General features: G+C 70.7%; 16 protein-coding genes, 2 tRNA genes and 1 pseudogene. 12 read left to right on the top strand and 7 right to left on the bottom strand.

What is annotated here, in order from left to right; genetic code table 11:
* The first annotated feature begins 3 nt into the window (after window positions 1-3).
* Window positions 4-687, top strand: coding sequence for an AIM24 family protein (locus tag ACH4U7_RS27275; RefSeq protein ID WP_089504942.1), 684 nt, complete (start codon window positions 4-6; stop codon window positions 685-687).
* Window positions 688-704: 17 nt separating this feature from the next.
* The gene (locus ACH4U7_RS27270) at window positions 705-1,463 is read left to right on the top strand and encodes an AIM24 family protein (protein WP_398530457.1); all 759 of its coding nucleotides are present in this window, start codon (window positions 705-707) and stop codon (window positions 1,461-1,463) included.
* A gap of 70 nt (window positions 1,464-1,533) precedes the next feature.
* Here ACH4U7_RS27270 and ACH4U7_RS27265 read toward each other — a convergent pair whose 3' ends face one another.
* Together ACH4U7_RS27265 and ACH4U7_RS27260 are read right to left on the bottom strand one after the other, a co-directional pair.
* Window positions 1,534-2,061 (bottom strand): NUDIX hydrolase, encoded by a 528-nt coding sequence (locus ACH4U7_RS27265; protein ID WP_398530456.1) that lies wholly within the window; start codon window positions 2,059-2,061, stop codon window positions 1,534-1,536.
* Window positions 2,058-3,506, bottom strand: a complete 1,449-nt coding sequence (locus ACH4U7_RS27260) for a zinc-dependent metalloprotease (RefSeq protein WP_398530455.1) — start codon at window positions 3,504-3,506, stop codon at window positions 2,058-2,060. The genes ACH4U7_RS27265 and ACH4U7_RS27260 overlap by 4 nt, the downstream gene beginning before the upstream one ends.
* A gap of 190 nt (window positions 3,507-3,696) precedes the next feature.
* Between ACH4U7_RS27260 and ACH4U7_RS27255 the strand changes: the two genes are divergently transcribed.
* From ACH4U7_RS27255 to ACH4U7_RS27240, 4 genes are all read left to right on the top strand, one after another.
* Window positions 3,697-4,806, top strand: coding sequence for an SDR family oxidoreductase (locus tag ACH4U7_RS27255; RefSeq protein ID WP_398530454.1), 1,110 nt, complete (start codon window positions 3,697-3,699; stop codon window positions 4,804-4,806).
* Window positions 4,807-4,869: 63 nt separating this feature from the next.
* Complete coding sequence (locus tag ACH4U7_RS27250; RefSeq protein WP_385624695.1) at window positions 4,870-5,328, top strand: molybdenum cofactor biosynthesis protein MoaE; 459 nt, start codon at window positions 4,870-4,872, stop codon at window positions 5,326-5,328.
* A gap of 257 nt (window positions 5,329-5,585) precedes the next feature.
* Window positions 5,586-5,756, top strand: a complete 171-nt coding sequence (locus ACH4U7_RS27245) for a hypothetical protein (RefSeq protein WP_014176619.1) — start codon at window positions 5,586-5,588, stop codon at window positions 5,754-5,756.
* 65 nt (window positions 5,757-5,821) lie between these two features.
* A complete protein-coding gene (locus ACH4U7_RS27240) occupies window positions 5,822-6,910 on the top strand; it encodes a PDZ domain-containing protein (RefSeq protein ID WP_398530453.1) in 1,089 nt (362 codons plus the stop codon).
* A gap of 206 nt (window positions 6,911-7,116) precedes the next feature.
* Here ACH4U7_RS27240 and ACH4U7_RS27235 read toward each other — a convergent pair whose 3' ends face one another.
* Complete coding sequence (locus ACH4U7_RS27235) at window positions 7,117-7,683, bottom strand: PPA1309 family protein (protein ID WP_398530452.1); 567 nt, start codon at window positions 7,681-7,683, stop codon at window positions 7,117-7,119.
* Between the two features lie 133 nt (window positions 7,684-7,816).
* On the opposite strand from ACH4U7_RS27235, the gene ACH4U7_RS27230 reads away from it, so the two are divergent.
* From ACH4U7_RS27230 to ACH4U7_RS27215, 4 genes are all read left to right on the top strand, one after another.
* Window positions 7,817-10,819, top strand: a complete 3,003-nt coding sequence (locus ACH4U7_RS27230; RefSeq protein WP_398530665.1) for a UPF0182 family protein — start codon at window positions 7,817-7,819, stop codon at window positions 10,817-10,819.
* A 75-nt stretch (window positions 10,820-10,894) separates the two neighbouring features.
* Window positions 10,895-10,968, top strand: a tRNA-Met gene (locus tag ACH4U7_RS27225).
* A gap of 183 nt (window positions 10,969-11,151) precedes the next feature.
* Window positions 11,152-12,957, top strand: coding sequence for a tetratricopeptide repeat protein (locus tag ACH4U7_RS27220; protein ID WP_398530451.1), 1,806 nt, complete (start codon window positions 11,152-11,154; stop codon window positions 12,955-12,957).
* 163 nt (window positions 12,958-13,120) lie between these two features.
* Window positions 13,121-13,197, top strand: a tRNA-Met gene (locus tag ACH4U7_RS27215).
* 81 nt (window positions 13,198-13,278) lie between these two features.
* Here ACH4U7_RS27215 and ACH4U7_RS27210 read toward each other — a convergent pair.
* Complete coding sequence (locus ACH4U7_RS27210) at window positions 13,279-13,695, bottom strand: Fur family transcriptional regulator (RefSeq protein WP_398530450.1); 417 nt, start codon at window positions 13,693-13,695, stop codon at window positions 13,279-13,281.
* 200 nt (window positions 13,696-13,895) lie between these two features.
* Between ACH4U7_RS27210 and ACH4U7_RS27205 the strand changes: the two are divergent.
* Window positions 13,896-15,038 (top strand): annotated as a pseudogene (locus tag ACH4U7_RS27205) (catalase); the annotation flags it as partial.
* 146 nt (window positions 15,039-15,184) lie between these two features.
* On the opposite strand, the gene ACH4U7_RS27200 reads toward ACH4U7_RS27205, so the two are convergent.
* A complete protein-coding gene (locus ACH4U7_RS27200) occupies window positions 15,185-15,586 on the bottom strand; it encodes a cyclic nucleotide-binding/CBS domain-containing protein (RefSeq protein ID WP_398530664.1) in 402 nt (133 codons plus the stop codon).
* A 297-nt stretch (window positions 15,587-15,883) separates the two neighbouring features.
* The gene (hisN, locus tag ACH4U7_RS27195) at window positions 15,884-16,678 is read right to left on the bottom strand and encodes a histidinol-phosphatase (RefSeq protein ID WP_398530449.1); all 795 of its coding nucleotides are present in this window, start codon (window positions 16,676-16,678) and stop codon (window positions 15,884-15,886) included.
* 156 nt (window positions 16,679-16,834) lie between these two features.
* On the opposite strand from hisN, the gene ACH4U7_RS27190 reads away from it, so the two are divergent.
* On the top strand, window positions 16,835-17,437 hold the full coding sequence (locus ACH4U7_RS27190) for a TetR/AcrR family transcriptional regulator (RefSeq protein WP_398530448.1): 603 nt from the start codon (window positions 16,835-16,837) through the stop codon (window positions 17,435-17,437).
* 25 nt (window positions 17,438-17,462) lie between these two features.
* On the opposite strand, the gene ACH4U7_RS27185 is transcribed toward ACH4U7_RS27190, so the two are convergent.
* Window positions 17,463-17,786 carry a DMT family transporter gene (locus ACH4U7_RS27185; protein ID WP_398530447.1) on the bottom strand — a complete coding sequence of 108 codons (324 nt, stop codon included), beginning with the start codon at window positions 17,784-17,786 and terminating at the stop codon, window positions 17,463-17,465.
* Between the last annotated feature and the right edge of the window lie 57 nt (window positions 17,787-17,843).

The raw sequence follows: 17,843 nt of genomic DNA, 5'->3' as shown, positions 1-17,843 counted from the left end.
GCCATGGACCAGCAACTGATCACCGGTTACGCGCCGGCCCCGGTCTCCGCCCGGATGGAGAACCACGGCAGCAGCATGCTCAAGGTCGCCATGCAGAGCGGCCAGGACCTCTTCGCCCGCACCGGCTCGATGGTCGCCTACGAGGGCTTCGTCCAGTACGAGCCCAACCCGCCCGCGGTGCGCCAGATGGCCTCCCAGTGGCTCACCGGGGAGGGCGCCCCGCTCATGAAGTGCAGCGGCGACGGCCTGCTCTACCTCGCCGACTACGGCGCGGACGTCGTCTGCGTCAACCTCAACGGCGACTCGCTGTCGGTCAACGGGACCAATCTGCTCGCCTTCGACGCCCACCTCCAGTGGGGCGTCGAGCGGGTCAAGGGCATCGCCAAGTTCGCCGGGCAGGGCCTGTTCAACGTGGGCGTCTCCGGCACCGGCTGGGTCGCCCTGACCTCCCGGGGCACCCCCATCGTCGTCGACTGCGGCCGCGGCGAGGACGAGACGTACGTGGACCCGGACGCGCTCGTGGCCTGGTCCACCAACCTCAAGGTGAAGGGGAAGCGCAGCTTCAAGGCGTCGTCCCTGATCGGCCGTGGCAGCGGCGAGGCCTATCAGCTCGGCTTCTCCGGGCAGGGCTTCGTCGTCGTCCAGCCCAGCGAGGACAGCACTGACCGGCTCCGGGCGCGGGGCTGAGGGGGAGCGAAGACATCATGCAGAGCCCGCTTTTCGGCCTCACCGAGGCCCAGACCCAGGACCGCTACGCGCTGCAGAACCCGCAGCTGCTGCGGGTCGCCCTCAGCGGCCACGAGGACGTACTGGCCCGCAAGGGCACCATGGTCGCCTACCAAGGGCTGATCGAGTTCGACGGCGAATACCAGACGCAGGGGCAGCAGCGCGCCCGGGCCCGCACCGGGGAGGCGCTGGACCTGATGCGCTGCTCCGGGCAGGGCACGGTCTACCTGGCCAACCTGGCCCAGCACGTCCATGTCGTGGATGTGGACCACGAGGGGCTGACCGTCGACAGCTCCTATGTGCTCGCGCTCGACTCCACCCTGCACTGGGAGTCGATCGCGGTGGACAGCCAGTACGGCATCTCCGGCTCGGGGAAGTACAACCTCAACATCTCCGGCCGGGGCAAGGTGGCCCTGATGACCTCGGGTCAGCCGCTGATGATGCAGGTCACCCCCGACAAGTACGTCAACGTGGACGCGGACGCCATCGTCGCCTGGTCCACCTCGCTGCGGGTTCAGATGCAGGCGCAGACGCACTCCAGCGGGGTGTGGCGGCGCCGCGGCAACACGGGCGAGGGCTGGGAGCTCAGCTTCCTCGGCCAGGGCTATGCGCTGGTGCAGCCCAGCGAGCTGCTGCCGCCGCAGAACGCGGTGATCGGCGGCGGGGCGGCCGCTCAGTTCGGCATGGGCCAGAACGGCGCCCGCGGGCAGAACCAGGGCAACATCTTCAGCAACTGACGGCGGCAGCCGGCGCCCCGGGCACGACGGCCCGGGGCGGTCCCGGGCGTACCGTACCCGCGCGCCTCCCTCACACCAGCGCGCGGGTACGAGTCACCAGGCGGCGCACCGACTCGTCGGCCACGCCCGCCACCTCGTCATAGCCGAACCAGCGCAGGTCCAGCGACTCCTCGCTGATCGCCGCCACCGCGTCCCGCGGGGCCAGCGCCGCGTACTGCACATCGAGGTGCCAGGCGCACGGCGTCAGATGGCGGTCGAGGTTCACCGGACCGGCCGGCAGCAGCGTCAGCCCCTCGATGCCCGATTCCTCGGTGGCCTCGCGCAGTGCCGCGTCCGCCAAGGTGGCGTCCCCGGGCTCGCAGTGGCCGCCCATCTGGAGCCACATCTTCAGCTTGCGGTGGAGCGTCAGCAGAACGCGCCCCTTGGACGGGTCGATCACCAGCGCACTGGCGGTGATGTGCCCGTCCTGGCACGCCTTCCACATCCCGTCCGGATACGCGGCCAGATGGTCGCCGTATGCCAGCCGCAGCCGCTCCTGCCCGTCGTCCGGCGCGGACCACTCGCGCAGCACCCGCGCCGCGTCCTCGTGCAGGCTCACCGGCCGCTCTCGCCCTTCCCGCCGTCTTCCTTGCTGTCCTTGTCGCTGTCCTCGTCGTCGTCCTTACGGTCGCTCTTGGCGTCCTTCTCGCCGCCCGCGGCCTCGCCGAGCATCTTGTCCAGCTCGGAGAAGTCCAGCTGCTCGCGGTGAACGAAGCCGTCCGGGTCGTCCAGGTCCTCGGCCGTCGGCAGCATGTCGGGGTGGGCCCACAGCCCGTCGCGCCCGTCCAGGCCGCGGGCGTCGGTCAGCGAGGCCCACAGCCGCGAGGCGTCGCGCAGCCGACGCGGCCGCAGCTCCAAGCCGATCAGCGTGGCGAAGGTCTGCTCGGCGGGGCCGCCGCTCGCCCGGCGCCGCCGCAGCGTCTCGCGCAGGGCGTCGGCCGACGGCAGATGGGGGGCAGCGGCGGCGTGCACCACCGCGTCCACCCAGCCCTCCACCAGCGCCAGAGCGGTCTCCAGACGGGCCAGCGCGGCCTTCTGGGCCGGGGTGTCCTCCGGCTGGAACATGCCCTGCTGCAGGGCCTCCTGCAGCTGCTCGGGGTGGGTCGGGTCGAGCTGGCCGACCGCGTCTTCCAGCTTCGCGGTGTCGACCTTGATGCCCCGGGCGTACCCCTCGACCGCGCCGAACAGATGCGAGCGCAGCCACGGCACATGCGAGAACAGCCGCTGATGGGCGGCCTCGCGCAGCGCCAGATACAGCCGGACCTCGTCCTCGGGGACGCCGAGCCCGGAGCCGAACGCCGCGATGTTGATCGGGAGCAGCGCCGCCTTGCCCACGGGCCCCAGCGGCAGCCCGATGTCCGTGGAGCCGACGACCTCGCCGGCCAGCACGCCCACGGCCTGCCCGATCTGGGTGCCGAACATCGCGCCGCCCATGGAGCGCATCATCCCGAGCAGCGGGCCCGCCATGGCCTGCATCTCCTCGGGGAGCACATCGCCCATGGCCGCGCCGACCCGCTCGGCGACCGGGTCCACCAGGTCCTTCCACACCGGCAGCGTGGCCTCGACCCACTCGGCGCGGCTCCAGGCCACCGCGGAGCCCGAGCCCGAGGGCAGCGAGGTGACGCCGTCCAGCCACAGGTCGGCCAGGCGCAGGGCCTCCTGGACCGCCGCGCGCTCGGCCGGGCCGACGCTCGCGTCCTTGGTGCCGTCCGCGGTGCCGCGCGCCACCGTCTGCCGGGCGATGTCCTTGGCCATGTCCCAGTTCACCGGGCCGCCCTCATAGGAGAGCATCTGGCCCAGCTGCTGGAAGGCCGCGCCCAGGTCGCCCGGGTTCAGCGACCCGAACATCGCGGCGAACGGGTTCTCCCCGCCGCCACCGCCCGCGCCGAACCCGAACGGATTCGCGGGGCCCTGACTGCCGCCGTGGCCGCCCTTCTGCTTGCCGTCGTCGCCGTCCTCCGGCTCCTCCGGCGGGAGGCCGAATCCGAATGGGGTGTCACTCACGGGTTCCCTCGGCTCGTAGGGCCGCCGGCCTGGCCGGCGGCGAATGCCCTTGCATCACCACCCAGCCTAGACACCTCGCCGGTTTGCGGGCTCAGTGCTTCGCTGATAGCGGGCCTGCGGCAGGATGGACGTCACCTGGTACGTATGCGTCAGTGCGCTGCGTACTGAAGACAACCGCTGGAGACGCCCGGTGAGTTCCCCAGACCGAGAAGTTCGCGCAGCGCGAAACGATCCGCCGCGCACCGCACGACGCCCTGTCGTCGCGGTCACCGGCGCCGCGTCGGGCGCCGGAGCCCTGCTCACGCAGCGGCTCGCCGAATCCGACGAGACCAAGCACGTCCTGGCCATCGACGAGCGCCGCGGCGATGTGACCGAGGCGCAGTGGCACGTCCTGGACGTGCGCGACCCGGCCATCGCCGACAAGCTGCGGGGTGTCGACGTCGTCGTCCACCTCGCCGTCGACCTCGACCTGGGCACCGACCCGGCCGCCCGTACGGCCTACAACGTGCGCGGCACCCAGACCGTCCTGACCGCCGCCGCGGCCGCCGGGGTGCGCCGCGTGGTGCTGTGCACCTCCGCGATGGTCTACGGGGCGCTGCCCGACAACGACGTGCCGCTCGCCGAGGACGCGGAGCTGCGCGCCACGGCGGAGGCCACCGGCGTCGGCGACCTGCTGGAGATCGAACGGCTCGCCCAGCGCGCCCCCAGGGCCCACCCCGGCCTGAACGTCACCGTCGTACGCCCCGCCATCCTGGTCGGCGGCACGGACACCGCGCTCACCCGCTACTTCGAGTCGCCGCGCCTCCTGGTGGTCGCCGGCTCCCGCCCCACCTGGCAGTTCTGTCATATCGAGGACCTGGTCGGCGCGCTGGAGTACGCCGCCCTGGAGAAGGTCGAGGGCGAGCTGTCGGTCGGCTGCGACGGGTGGCTCGAACAGGAGGAGGTCGAGGAGCTGTCCGGCATCCGGCGGATGGAACTGCCCTCGGCGGTCGCCCTGGGCGCGGCCTCCCGGCTGCACCGGCTGGGCCTGACCCCGTCCCCGGCGGGCGACCTGGCGTACACCATGCACCCCTGGGCGGTCAGCGGCAGCAGGCTGCACGAGGCGGGCTGGCGCCCGCGCTGGACGAACGAGGAGGTCCTTGCCGAGCTGCTGGAGGAGGTCTCCGGCCGCCGTACGGTCGCGGGGCGGCGGCTCGGCCGTAAGGACGCCACAACGCTGGGCGCCGCGGGGGCGACGGTGGCCCTGGTGGGCACCGCGGCGATCGTCCGCCGCGCCCGTAAGGCGCGCCGTAGGGCCTGAGCGGAAACGGGGTTCCGCCATCCGGCATTCCACGGAGTGAGCGCGTGGGGCACGATGGGGCGCATGGGACGTAGATACGACCATCCGGGTGAGCTGGCGGCCGCCGATCCGATCCGCCTGCTCGCCATCCGTGACACCCCCCTGTCCGTCGACGAGGTGTTCGGGGCCGTCGGCGACCCCGCCGCGGGGGGCACCGCGCTGTTCGTCGGCACCGTGCGCGACCACGACGGAGGCACCGACGTGGGTGCCCTCGGCTATTCGGCCCACCCCACCGCCGAGGCGGAGCTGCGCCGGGTGGCCGAGAAGGTCGCGGCGGACTTCCCGGTGCGGGCGCTCGCCGCGGTGCACCGGGTCGGGGACCTCGCGGTCGGGGACCTGGCCGTGGTCGTGGCCGTGGCCTGCCCGCACCGCGCCGAGGCGTTCGCGGCCTGCCGCCGCCTGATCGACGACCTCAAGAGCGAGGTCCCCATCTGGAAGCACCAGACCTTCGCGGACGGTACCGAGGAATGGGTGGGCGCGTAGCGCCTCGTTGAGGGGTGGTGGTCGGGTGACGGGAGGGCGGGTGGGCGCGTAGCGCCTCGTTGAGGGGTGGTGGTCGGGTGGGCGCATAGCACCTCGCGCGCCTGGCGCAAGGTGAGCGAGGCACGCCGAGGGGGAGATGTCATGCGGACGGGTGTCCTCCGATTGCGTAACCCGTACCCTGCCCTGAGCGTTGAGCTGGCGGAGGATTAATCTGCTCATCTGTCAGTCGCGGTTGTGTCAGGGGACGGGAGGCCGCCGTGGGTGTGCTTCTGTGGTTGCTTATTCCGGTTCTCGCCGCGTTGGCCGCCGTGCTCTATACAGCATGGGCCTCGCGCACTCGTAAGACCGGGGATGTCGCCGAGCTCGCCGGGTACGCACGGTTCCGTGCGGCGATGGAGCGCGCGCATTCCGATTCGGATGCCGCCTAGCGGTCGTCGGCTCGTACGGACGGCCCGGGCGGTGGACTTACGGGCGTGTCCCGTACTGTCGTTCCATGCCACGCCGCACTGCGACGATGCTCGCTTCCCTTCTGATGCTGATCGCGCTGCTGTGCGCCGGGGCGCTGCTCCCGGTGCCGTACGCGGAGATGTCGCCGGGCCCGACGTACAACACCCTGGGCTCGCACGAGGGCGAGTGCGTGCTGCAGATCTCCGGGCAGAAGGGGTGTGCGACCACCGGCGGGCACCTGAACATGACGACGGTGCGGGTCACCGGCTCCGAGTACAAGATGAACCTCATCGAGGCCGTCTACGGCTGGCTGGCCCACGACGACGTGGTGGTGCCGCACAGCACCCTCTACCCGGACGACAAGACCCCGGACGAGGTCAACCAGGAGAACGCCGAGGAGTTCACCCAGTCCCAGGAGAGCGCCAAGGTGGCGGCGCTCAGGCAGCTGGGCAAGCGGATCACCTCCCACGTCATCGTGGGCGTCGTGCAGCGCGACAAGCCGGCCCAGGGCCGGCTGCACGCGGGCGATGTGATCAAGGAGGTGGACGGCTCGGCGGTGCGCGCCCCGGAGGACGTCGCCAAGCTGATCACGAAGCACAAGCCCGGTGAGAAGGTGACCTTCTCGATCATCCCGGCCAAGGACGCGGCCGCCGCGGAGAAGAAGAACCAGGAGGCCACGGCCCGGAAGTCGGTCACCGTCACCACCGAGAAGGCGGAGGACGGCCGGGCGATCGTCGGCATCCAGGCCGGGGTCGACTACACCTTCCCGCTGAAGATCGACATCAAGCTGGCCGATGTGGGCGGGCCGAGCGCCGGGCTGATGTTCGCGCTGGGGATCGTGGACAAGCTGTCGGCGGGCGATCTGACCGGCGGGAAGTTCATCGCCGGCACCGGCACCATCGACGACAAGGGCACCGTCGGCCCGATCGGCGGGATCCAGATGAAGACCATCGGGGCGCGGAAGGCGGGCGCGGAGTACTTCCTCACGCCCCAGGAGAACTGCGCGGCGGCCGCGTCGGACAAGCCCGACGGCCTCACCCTGGTCAAGGTGCACACCCTCAAGGGCGCGGTGAAGGCCCTGAAGCAGATCCGCGAGGGGGACAGCGCCGCGCTGCCCAAGTGCACCAAGAGCTGAACCGCACCAAGAGCTGAACCGCACGAAAAGCTGAACCGCACGAAGAGCTGAACCGCACGAAGAGCTGAGCGGCGGCCCCCGCCCCGGCCACCCCGCGGAGGCGGGCCGGGGGCCGCCCCCCACAACGGTCACCCGCCGGATGCGCAGGTCACCCGGCGGGCCCAGCGGTCACCCGACAAACGGCGGTCACCCGGCAAACACAGCCATCACTCGGCGAAGGTGGCGGACAGCGCCTCGGCCAGCCCCGGCACCAGGCCGGCGCCGGTGAGCACCTCGGTGGGCGAGTCCTTCTCGCGCAGCCGCACCGCCGCCTCGCGCCCCCCGTCCCGCAGCACCGCGACCGTCATACGGACCTCCTGGCGCTCCGGGTGCTTCGAGACCCATGCCGCCAGCTGCTGCTCGGTCAGGCCCTCGGGCATGGAGCCCTCGGCGGACGGCGGCAGCATGAGCCGCTCGACGGTCAGCGCGCAGCCGGCCACCGCGTCGGGCCAGGCGATGGTGGCCAGGAACTCGTCCAGGGGGGTGTCGGCAGGCAGCTCGTCCTGCTCGATGGGGGTGAGCGAGGCGGTGGGGGCGCTTTCGGCCTCCTCGTCGAGCCCGAGCTGGGCGGCGAGGCCCGGCTCCTGGGTGCGCAGCCGCGCGGTGTCGACGAGGGCGAAGAGGCGGGCCGGGCGGTCCCAGCCGAGCCCGGCGGCGTACTCGTCGATTTCGAGGACGGCACGGGTCAGCGGATTGGCGGACAGCGGCCCGGAGGCGGGGGGAACGTTCGACATGGGTCATATCGTGCCCTGATCGGACCCGGAAACGGGAACTGAGTAAAGCCTGAGTAAGTTGCTCCATTGGGTCCTACTGCCCGGACCCGCTCAGTCGACAGCGAACTTCGAGGTGCGCACCTTGGCTTTCCAGATGCCGGACCGCGGCGGAGGCCCGACAGGGCCGCGGATCAGAGTCGGCCGACCGTCCCGGCGAGTCCGGACCCTGCTCATGACCCTGGGTGTGCTGGCCGTGCTGGCCATGCTCTTCGTCATGTTCGCGGGGTACTGGACCGACTGGCTCTGGTATCGCTCGGTCCATTACTCCTCGGTCTTCACCACCACCCTGTGGACCAAGATCGGGCTGTTCTTCGTCTTCGGCTTCCTGATGGCCCTGGCCGTCGGGATCAACATCTGGCTGGCGCACCGGCTACGGCCGCCGCTGAGCGCGATGTCGCTGGAGCAGCAGAGCCTGGACCGCTACCGCATGGGTATCGCCCCCTACAAGAAGTGGGTGCTGCTGGCGGTCACCGTGCTGGTCGGGCTGATCGCGGGCGCGTCCGCGTCCGGTCAGTGGCGGACCTGGCTGCTGTGGGTCAACGGGGTGCCGTTCCACCAGTACGATCCGCAGTTCCACAAGGACGTGTCGTTCTACGCCTTCGATCTGCCCTGGTACCGCTTCCTGCTGAGCTTCGGCTTCGCGGCGACGGTGCTCTCGCTGGTCGCCGCCGCGCTGGTGCACTACCTCTACGGGGGGCTGCGCGTCACCAGCCCGGGCGCGCGCGCGACGGGCGCGGCCACCGGCCATCTGTCGGTGCTGCTGGGCATTTTCGTCTCCCTCAAGGCCGTGGCGTACTGGCTCGACCGGTACGGCCTGGCGGTGAAGTCGAGCGACTTCAAGGCGACGAGCAACTGGACGGGCCTGCGCTATGTGGACGCCCACGCCTATTTGCCCGCGAAGACGATCCTCTTCTGCATCGCGGCGATCTGCGCGGTGCTTTTCTTCGCGACGCTGTGGCGGCGCACCTGGCAGCTGCCGGTCATCGGCTTCGGCCTGATGGTGCTGTCGGCGATCCTGATCGGCGGGCTCTACCCGGCGATCGTGCAGAAGTTCCAGGTCCAGCCCAACGAGCAGGCCAAGGAAGCGCCGTACATCGAGAAGAACATCGAGGCCACGCGCAAGGCGTACGGCCTCGACGAATCCGAGGTGTCGCCCTACGAGGGCGAGGCGTCCAAGGACGCGGACCGCAAGCAGCTGCGTGCCGAGGCCGACAACACGGCGAGCCTGCGGCTGCTCGACCCGAATGTGGTGTCCCCGACCTTCCAGCAGCTTCAGAAGGTCAAGGACTACTACAGCTTCCCCCACACCTTGGACGTGGACCGCTACAAGACCCCGGACGGCAAGGAGCAGGACACCGTCATCGGTCTGCGCGAGCTGAACGCGGACGGCATCCCCGAGCACAACTGGATCAACGACCACTTCAAGTACACCCATGGGTACGGTGCGGTCGCGGCCAAGGGCACCACGACGTCCACGACACGGCGCGGCGCCCCGGACTTCATCGAGGACGACCTGCCCGCCAGGGGCCAGCTCCCGGATTACGAGCAGCGGATCTATTACGGCGAGAAGACCACCCAGTACTCGATCGTCGGCGGTCCGCAGAAGGAGCTGGACTACTCCAGCCGCGATGGTGAGAAGACCTACCGGTACCAGGGCGACAGCGGCGTCAAGCTGTCCAACCCGATCACCCGTGCCGCGTACGCGCTGACCTTCAGCGAGCCCCAGATCCTCTACTCCGGGGCCATAGGGGACGGTTCGCGGATCCTCTACAACCGCACGCCCAAGGAGCGCGTCGAGGCGGTCGCCCCGTGGCTGACCATCGACGGCGACGCCTATCCGGCGGTGGTCGACGGCCGGATCAAGTGGATAGTCGACGCCTACACGACGACGGACGGCTATCCGTACGCGTCCCGTACGACATTGGGCGACACGACCGCGGACTCGCTCAACGACCAGGACGGCGAGCGTTCGGTCGTCGCCCAGCAGAACAACGTCAACTACATCCGGAACTCGGTCAAGGCGACCGTCGACGCCTACGACGGCAAGGTCACGCTGTACGAGTGGGACACCAAGGACCCGGTGCTGAAGACCTGGAAGAAGGCGTTTCCGGGGACGGTCAAGCCGAAGAGCGCGATCAGCGACAGCCTGATGGAGCATCTGCGCTATCCGCAGGACCTGTTCAAGGTGCAGCGCGAACTGCTCACCCGCTACCACGTCACCAACCCGGTGACGTTCTACAGCGGCAGTGAGGTGTGGCAGGTGCCGGACGACCCGACCAACAAGGGCAACTCGGTTCCGCCGTACTACCTGAGCATGAAGATGCCGGACCAGAAGAAGCAGACCTTCTCCCTGACGACGACGCTCACGCCCAAGGGCCGGGACAACCTCGGCGCGTTCGTGGCGGTGGACGCGGACTCGGAGAGCGACAGCTACGGCAAGATCAGAATCCTGAAGCTGCCATCCGATACCGGTGTGCCAGGTCCACAGTTGGTGCAGGCCAACTTCAACTCCGATGACAAGATCGCCAATACGCTCAACACCCTCAAGCTCAGAGGGGGCGATTCGGAGATCGAGTACGGCAATCTGCTGACGGTCCCACTCGGGGGCGGCCTGCTGTACGTAGAGCCGGTCTATCTGCGCGGCGCCGGTACCGACCTTCCGCTGCTGCGGCAGGTGCTGGTCAGCTACGGGAACAAGACCGCCCTCGAGAGCTCGCTCAACAAGGCGCTGGACGTGGTCTTCGGCCAGAGCGAACCATCGGACTCCACGGACGACGGCCAGGACAACGGCGGCGGTGGCGGAGGCGGTGACGACACGACCAAGCCACCGACAGGTGACGCCACGGTCGCGCAGGCCCTGAAGGACGCCGCGGAGGCCTATCAGGACGCCCAGGACGCGCTCAAGAAGGACCCGCAGGACTGGACGGCCTACGGCAAGGCCCAGAAGGCCCTGAAGGACGCGCTGGACCGGGCCGCCAAGGCCGAGGCGGAGGCCGCCAAGAAGAAGGGCCAGAGCCAGGGCGTCGGGCAGCAGGACCAGAAGCAGAGTCAATCCGCCGATAAGGCCGACGACAAGGCCAGAAGAGAAGACACCTGAGGAAGCCCAGGCACCGCTCGGGCGAACACCCGAGCGGTGGCCACTCCGCGCCGTGGTAACGTAGAGGCACAACGGCGCGGGGTGGAGCAGCTCGGTAGCTCGCTGGGCTCATAACCCAGAGGTCGCAGGTTCAAATCCTGTCCCCGCTACTGACAGACGAGGCCCGGATCCGAAAGGATCCGGGCCTCGTCGTGCGTCCACCGGGATGTCCACTCAAAGAATCGCGATACAAGCGTTTGGGTTGTCTCTCTGTGGGCATGTCGACAAAACGCTGAAGTGACCTCACCGGCTGCGGTATACCAAGGTGTACCCGGGTTGCAGGTGATGCCACGATGGAATTTATGGGGGACAGGGTCAGTCTGTTGGAGACAGGGCGTTTTGCGCATCAGCACGACGGTGCCGAGGACGAGGAGGAGACCCGGCACCGCCGGGCCGCCGAGTCCGGCGACATCGCGTCGATGAGCGCCCTGGGCTCGCTGCTGCTGCGCCGCGGCGACGTCGACGGCGCCGAGCCGCAGCTGCGCGCGGCCACCGCGGCGGGCGACCGCGCCGCGGCCAACAACCTCGGCGTCCTCCTGTACCAGCGCGGCTACGCCGACGAGGCGGCCGGCTGGTGGCGCATCGCCGCCGTCGCCGGATCCGCCGCCGCGGCCCACGCCCTCGGCCGCCACCACCGCGAGCGCGGGGACGAGCCCGCCGCCGAGTACTGGCTGCGCCAGTCCGCCGAGTCCGGGCACGCCCTGGGCGCGTACGCCCTCGCCGACCTGCTCGAGCACCGCAGCGACATCGGCGCCGAGCGCTGGTTCCGGTCCGCCGCCGAGCGCGGCCACCGCGAGGCCTCCTACCGGCTCGCCCGCATCCTCGACAAGCGCGAGGACGAGGCCGCCAGAGGGCGCGCCGGTCCCGGCGCCGAGTCGGAGGCCGAGAAGTGGTACCGGCAGGCCGCCGCGCGCGGCCACCGCCGGGCTGCCCTCCACCTCGGCACGCTCCTGGAGAAGCGCGGCGAGATCAAAGAGGCCGGCCGCTGGTATCTGACGGCCGCCAAGGACGGCGAGGCCCGCGCCGCCTGCGCGCTCGGCTTCCTGCTGCGCGACGCGGGCGATACCGACAGCGCCGCCGTCTGGTGGCACCGCGCCGCCCAGGACGGCGACGGCAACGCGGCCAACGCGCTGGGCGCCCTGCACGCCGACCGCGGCGAGACCCAGACCGCCGAGCGCTGGTACCGCACCGCCCTCGACGCCGGGGACATCAACGGCGCGTACAACCTGGGGCTGCTCTGCGCCGAGCAGGGTCGCACCGCGCAGGCCGAGCAGTGGTACCGCCGCGCCGCCTACGCCGGGCACCGCGAGGCCGCCAACGCCGTGGCCGTCATGCTGCTGCAGCGCGGGGACGCGGCCGGCGCCGAGCCGTGGTTCTCCAAGGCCGCCGAGGCCGGCAGCGTGGACGCCGCGTTCAACCTGGGCATCCTGCACGCCGGGCGGGGCGAGGAGCGGGCAGCCCAGCAGTGGTACGAGCGGGCCGCCGCCGCCGGGCACACCGACGCCGCGCTCCAGGTCGGCATCGCGCTGCTGCGGGACGGCGACGGCCGCGAGGCCGAGCGCCATCTGCGCTGCGCCGCCGGGGGCGGCAGCGCGGAGGCCGCCTTCCGGCTGGGCGCGCTGCTGGACCGGCCGTCCGCCGACGGGGACGCGCCGCGCGGGTCCCTGGGGCGCGCCGAGCGTCCCGAGATGGAGTCGGCCGTGCCCGAGTACGAGGAGTGGTACGAGCGCGCCGCCCGCCAGGGTCACCGGCGCGCCCAGGTGCGCATGGGCATGCTCGCGGCGGCCCGGGGCGATGTGGTGGAGGCCGCCCGCTGGTACCGCGAGGCCGCCGAGGCGGGCAGCAGCAACGGCGCCTTCAACCTGGGTCTGCTGCTCGCCCGCGAGGGCAGCGAGCCGGAGGCCGCCCTGTGGTGGACCCGCGCCGCCGAGGCCGGCCACGGACGCGCCGCGCTGCGCCTGGCCCTGCTCTCGGCCCGCCGTGGCGCCCTGTCCGAGGGCCAGCGCTGGTGTGCCCGCGCGGTCGAGCTGGGCCCGGCGGAGGTGGCCGAGCGCGCGGCCCGGCTGCGGGACGCCCTGCAACAGGAGCTCACGGCGTAGCTCCGGCGCATACGCGTAGCTCCGGCGCATACGCGTAGCTCCGGCGCATACGCGATACGCGCAGCTCCGCCGCGGAGACATGGGCGGCGTCGCCCTCCCCGCGGCCCCTCTCCTCTCGATTTGCCCCAGCCGTCGCCGTGCGGTTAGCATTGCGTCACATCGACGCGGGGTGGAGCAGCTCGGTAGCTCGCTGGGCTCATAACCCAGAGGTCGCAGGTTCAAATCCTGTCCCCGCTACCAAGGCGAAGGGCCCGGATCCACAAGGATCCGGGCCCTTCGTGTTGTGCCCGTGCGCCCCGGACGGGGCGGCCGCCCGAGGGCTCAGGCGGCCGCGCAGTCGGGGCAGAGTCCGCGGTAGGTGACCTCGACCTCCGAGACCGCGAAGCCGAAGCGCTCCTCCGCCGGGAGGTCGGCCAGCGGATTGCCGGAGGGGTGGACATCGCGGATGGTGCCGCACCGCGCGCAGATCAGGTGCTGATGCGCGTGGTGGGCGTTCGGGTCGTAGCGCTTGGCCCGGCCGTCCGTGCTGACCTCGAGCACCTCGCCGAGCGAGACCAGCTCCCCGAGGGTGTTGTACACGGTCGCGCGCGAGATCTCCGGGAGACGGGCGGTCGCGAGGGCGTGTACCTCATCGGCGGTGTAGTGCACATGGTCCCCGTCGAGGACCTCGGCGACGACACGTCGCTGGGCCGTCAGTCGCCAGCCGCGTCCCCGGAGCCGTTCCAGCAGGTCACTCATGCCATTCACCTATCAGTCAGATAAGGCAAGGGTAGCAGCGGACCGGTCCATGACCAGATCTCGTATCACTCTCCAGTGGTTCTTGACTTAGACATTGTCCAATGTAGGATCCGTTATCGAAAGAAGCAGACAAATAGCGCAGGAGGAGGTGTGACGGTCCAGGGCGAGACTGCGGGCCCGCTGACGACGGAGTCCGGCGCCTGACCGAGTACACCCGGGCGACGTTCCTCTCGGAGGCCGGCAAGCAGACCGAGACCTTCCTGCGCTTCTCGACGGTGGCCGGCGGCCTCGGCTTGGCGGACGCGGTGCGCGACCCGCGCGGCTTCGCGCTCAAGTTCTATACCGAGGACGGCAATTACGATCTGGTCGGCAACAACACCCCGGTGTTCTTCATCAAGGACGCCATCAAGTTCCCCGACTTCATCCACACCCAGAAGCGCGCCCCGTACACCGGCTCCCAGGAGGCTGACAACGTCTGGGACTTCTGGAGTCCGTCGCCGGAGTCGACCCACCAGGTGACCTGGCTGTTCGGGGACCGCGGCATCCCCGCCTCCCACCGCCGTCTGAACGGCTACGCCAACCGGCTCGCCGGCGAGGACCCGGACAGCCACCAGCGCGATCTGCGCGAGGCGATCGAGCGCGGCGACTTCCCGGCCTGGACCGTGCAGGTCCAGATCATGCCCGCGGCGGAGGCGGCCAACTACCGCTTCAACCCGTTCGACCTCACCAAGGTGTGGCCGTACGAGGACTATCCGCCGATCGAGATCGGCAAGCTGGAGCTGAACCGCAACCCGCGGAACATCTCCGCCGAGGTCGAGCAGTCGATCTTCTCGCGGGCGCACTTCGTGCCGGGCAGCGGCCCGTCCCCGGACAAGATGCTCCAGGGCAGGCTGTTCGCGTACGGCGACGCCCACCGCTACCGCGTCGGCATCAACGCCGACCACCTGCCGGTGAACCGCCCGCACGCCACCGAGGCGCGCACCTACGGCCGGGACGGCTTCCTGTACGAGGGGCGTCACGCGGGCGCCAAGAACTACGAGCCGAACGGTTTCGGCGGCCCGGCGCAGACCGACAGGCCGCTGTGGCAGCCGCTGTCGGTCTCCGGCGTCACCGGTGACCGCGAGGCTCCCTCGCGCGCCGAGGACAACGACTTCGTCCAGACGGGCAACCTCTGCCGGCTGATGTCGGAGGACGAGAAGGAGCGCCTGCTCGGCAACCTGGCGGGCTTTGTCGCCAAGGTGTCGCGGGACGACATCGCCGAGCGGGCGATCGACAACTTCCGCCAGGCGGACGCGGACTACGGCAAGCGGCTGGAGGCCGCGGTCCAGGCCCTGCGCGGCTGACGGACGCTTGCCGTACTGGCCCGAAGAGGCCGGATGCCGATAGGTTCCGGCCTCCTCGCGCGCCCCGGAGCGGAGGGCTTGCGGCCTCTTCGCGCGCTCGGGGCCGAGGGCATCTCAGCCTCTTCGCGCGCCCCGTTGCCCGGCCCTTACCCGGTCAGCGCGGGCGCCGGCTGACGTGCGCCGGTCCAGCAGCGGATGATGTCGCGTACCGACACCACACCCACCGGATCGCCCGCGTCCAGGACGATCAGATGTCGGAAGCCGCCGTGGGACATCGCGCGCGCCGCCTCGTCGAGCGTCCACTGAGGGGCGGCGAAGACGACGTCGGAGGTGGTGTGGGCATGGGCCCGCTCACGGTCCGGGTCCTGGCCCGCGCCCAGTGAGTTGAGGACATCGCGCTCGGTCAGGATGCCGAGCCCGCTGGTATCGGGGTCCAGCACTATCGCCGAGCCGACGCGTCGGGCGGACATCAGCCGGGCGGCCTGGCGCAGGGTGTGGGCGGGGCCGATGGTGAGGACCACCGAACTCATGGCGTCGCGGACGAGCATGGGCGGGGACATGGTCGTGCCACCTCCTTGGCGAATCCTTACTGCGGGGGCCGCGCGCACTGCGGAACCGCGTGCGCCGCGGAAACTGCGTGCAATGCGGGACTGCGTGCACTGCGAACACCGCGGCGCTGCGCTGCGCCGCGCGACAGTACACGGCTGCACAAGTTCACAAGCGCGCGGATTCACATGTTCACATGGGGGCGCGGACGTCTACAAGAGGCGTGCGGAAGCCGATCTACCGCCTTACGCGCCCCCGTACCCCCTGATGCATGAGCCGGTCCGGGGCCCGGACGGGCCCTAGCCGCCCAGGTAGTTCAGCAGTTCGCCGTGCAGCAGCCCGTTCGATGCCGCCGCGTTCCCGCTGAGCGGCCCCGGCACCCCGTCGAGCCCGGTGAAGCGGCCGCCCGCCTCCTGGACGATGATCGCGTTCGCCGCCATGTCCCAGAGCGACAGCTCGGGCTCGGCACAGATGTCCACCGACCCCTCGGCGACCATCATGTACGGCCAGAAGTCGCCGTAGCCGCGCGTCCGCCAGCAGGCCCGGGTCAGATCGAGGAAACGGTTCAGCCTGCCGCGCTCCTCCCAGCCGCTGAGCGAGGAGTACGCGAACGACGCGTCCTCCAGCCGCGCCACCTGCGACACCGCCAGCCGGCTCGCGGACGACAGGCTCCGGCCGGTGTACGCCCCCAGTCCCTCGGCCGCCCACCAGCGGCGGCCGAGCGCCGGTGCCGACACCACCCCGACGACCGGCCGGTCGCCGCCCTTGCCGCGCTCCATGAGCGCGATCAGCGTGGCCCAGACCGGCACCCCGCGCACATAGTTCTTGGTGCCGTCGATCGGATCCACGACCCAGCGGCGCGGACCGCTGCCCTCGCTGCCGAACTCCTCGCCCAGGACGGCGTCCCGCGGCCGGGCGCGCTGGAGCGAGGTGCGGATCAGTTCCTCGGCCGCCTTGTCGGCCTCGCTGACCGGCGTCATATCGGGTTTCGTCTCGACCTTGAGGTCGAGCGCCTTGAATCGCTCCATGGTGGTGGCGTCGGCCGCATCGGCGAGTACATGGGCGAGACGCAGGTCATCGTGGTAGTCGGGCATGGCCGAACAGTATCGACACGGAATCGGCCGATCCACACGACCACGGCCGGACGGGGGCGCCGGGGGCGCACGCCGTGGCTATTGACACTACCTGGCGGTGCGTCAATTCTGTCCGCACGTGCCGCCGAATAGGGACGCATGGCCTGGGAGGCGACGATGCCCGCAGCACGTGAATCCTTACTCGACGCGGCCTTCACCGCGCTCGCCGACCGCCCCTGGGCGGTGGTCCGCATGGTCGATGTGGCCGTGGCGGCCGGGGTCTCGCGGCAGACGCTCTACAACGAGTTCGGCAGCAAGGATGGTCTCGCACGCGCTCTGGTGCGCCGCGAGGCCGAGGCGTATCTGATCGGCGTGGAGCGGGCGCTGTCCGGAGCGACCGGCGCCGCCGGCCCGAACGAGCGGCTGGTGGCCGCGGCGGGCTGGACCGTACGGGCGGCGGCCGCGAACCCCCTGGTGCGGGCGGTGCTCACCGGCTGCTGGAGCGAACGGCTGCCCTCGCCCGTACGCCCGGAAAGCCCAGGAACCCTTTCGCGGCGCCCGGGCATCCCGGATCCGCTGCCCTCACCTGTCGATCTCCTGGCGCAGATCCGGGACCGCGCGGTGCGCCTGCTGGCCGGGGACTGGCCGCGGGGCGGGGCGAGCGGGGCGGCGGATCTGGGTCAGGCGTGCGAGACGGCCGCGCGCCTGGCGCTGTCGTACGTGGTCGCGCCCGTGTCGGAGGAGGAGGTGGAGAGCCTGGTGCGCGGGGCGTTGGCCTAGCCGGGGCCCAGCCGCAGCCCTCGTCTCAGTGCGCCGAGCCGGAGAGCTGGAGCCCGATCACGCCTACGATCACCAGCGTGATGGAGATGATCTTGAGCGTGGAGACCAGGTCGCCGAGGAAGATCATGCCGTAGATCGCGGTTCCGGCCGCTCCGATGCCCGTCCACACCGCGTACGCCGGGCCCACGTCCAGCTTCTTCAGAGAGAGCGTCAGCAGGCCGAAGCTGCCGAGCGCGAAGGCGCAGAAGGCGACGGTGGGCCAGATTCTGGTGAAGCCGTGCGAGAGCTTGAGACAGACGGCGAAGCCCGTTTCGAGAAGCCCGGCGACCACGACGAGCAGCCACGCCATACAGAGTCCTCCTGTGTGGATGTGGTCTGGATCAGCCCGGTGCGATTATCCAGTTAC

This window comes from Streptomyces sp. NPDC020845 (assembly GCF_044334165.1).
Classification (GTDB): Bacteria; Actinomycetota; Actinomycetes; order Streptomycetales; family Streptomycetaceae; genus Streptomyces.
Note: the sequence above shows the minus strand (reverse complement) of the source record. Positions and strands in the feature narration are given on the sequence as shown.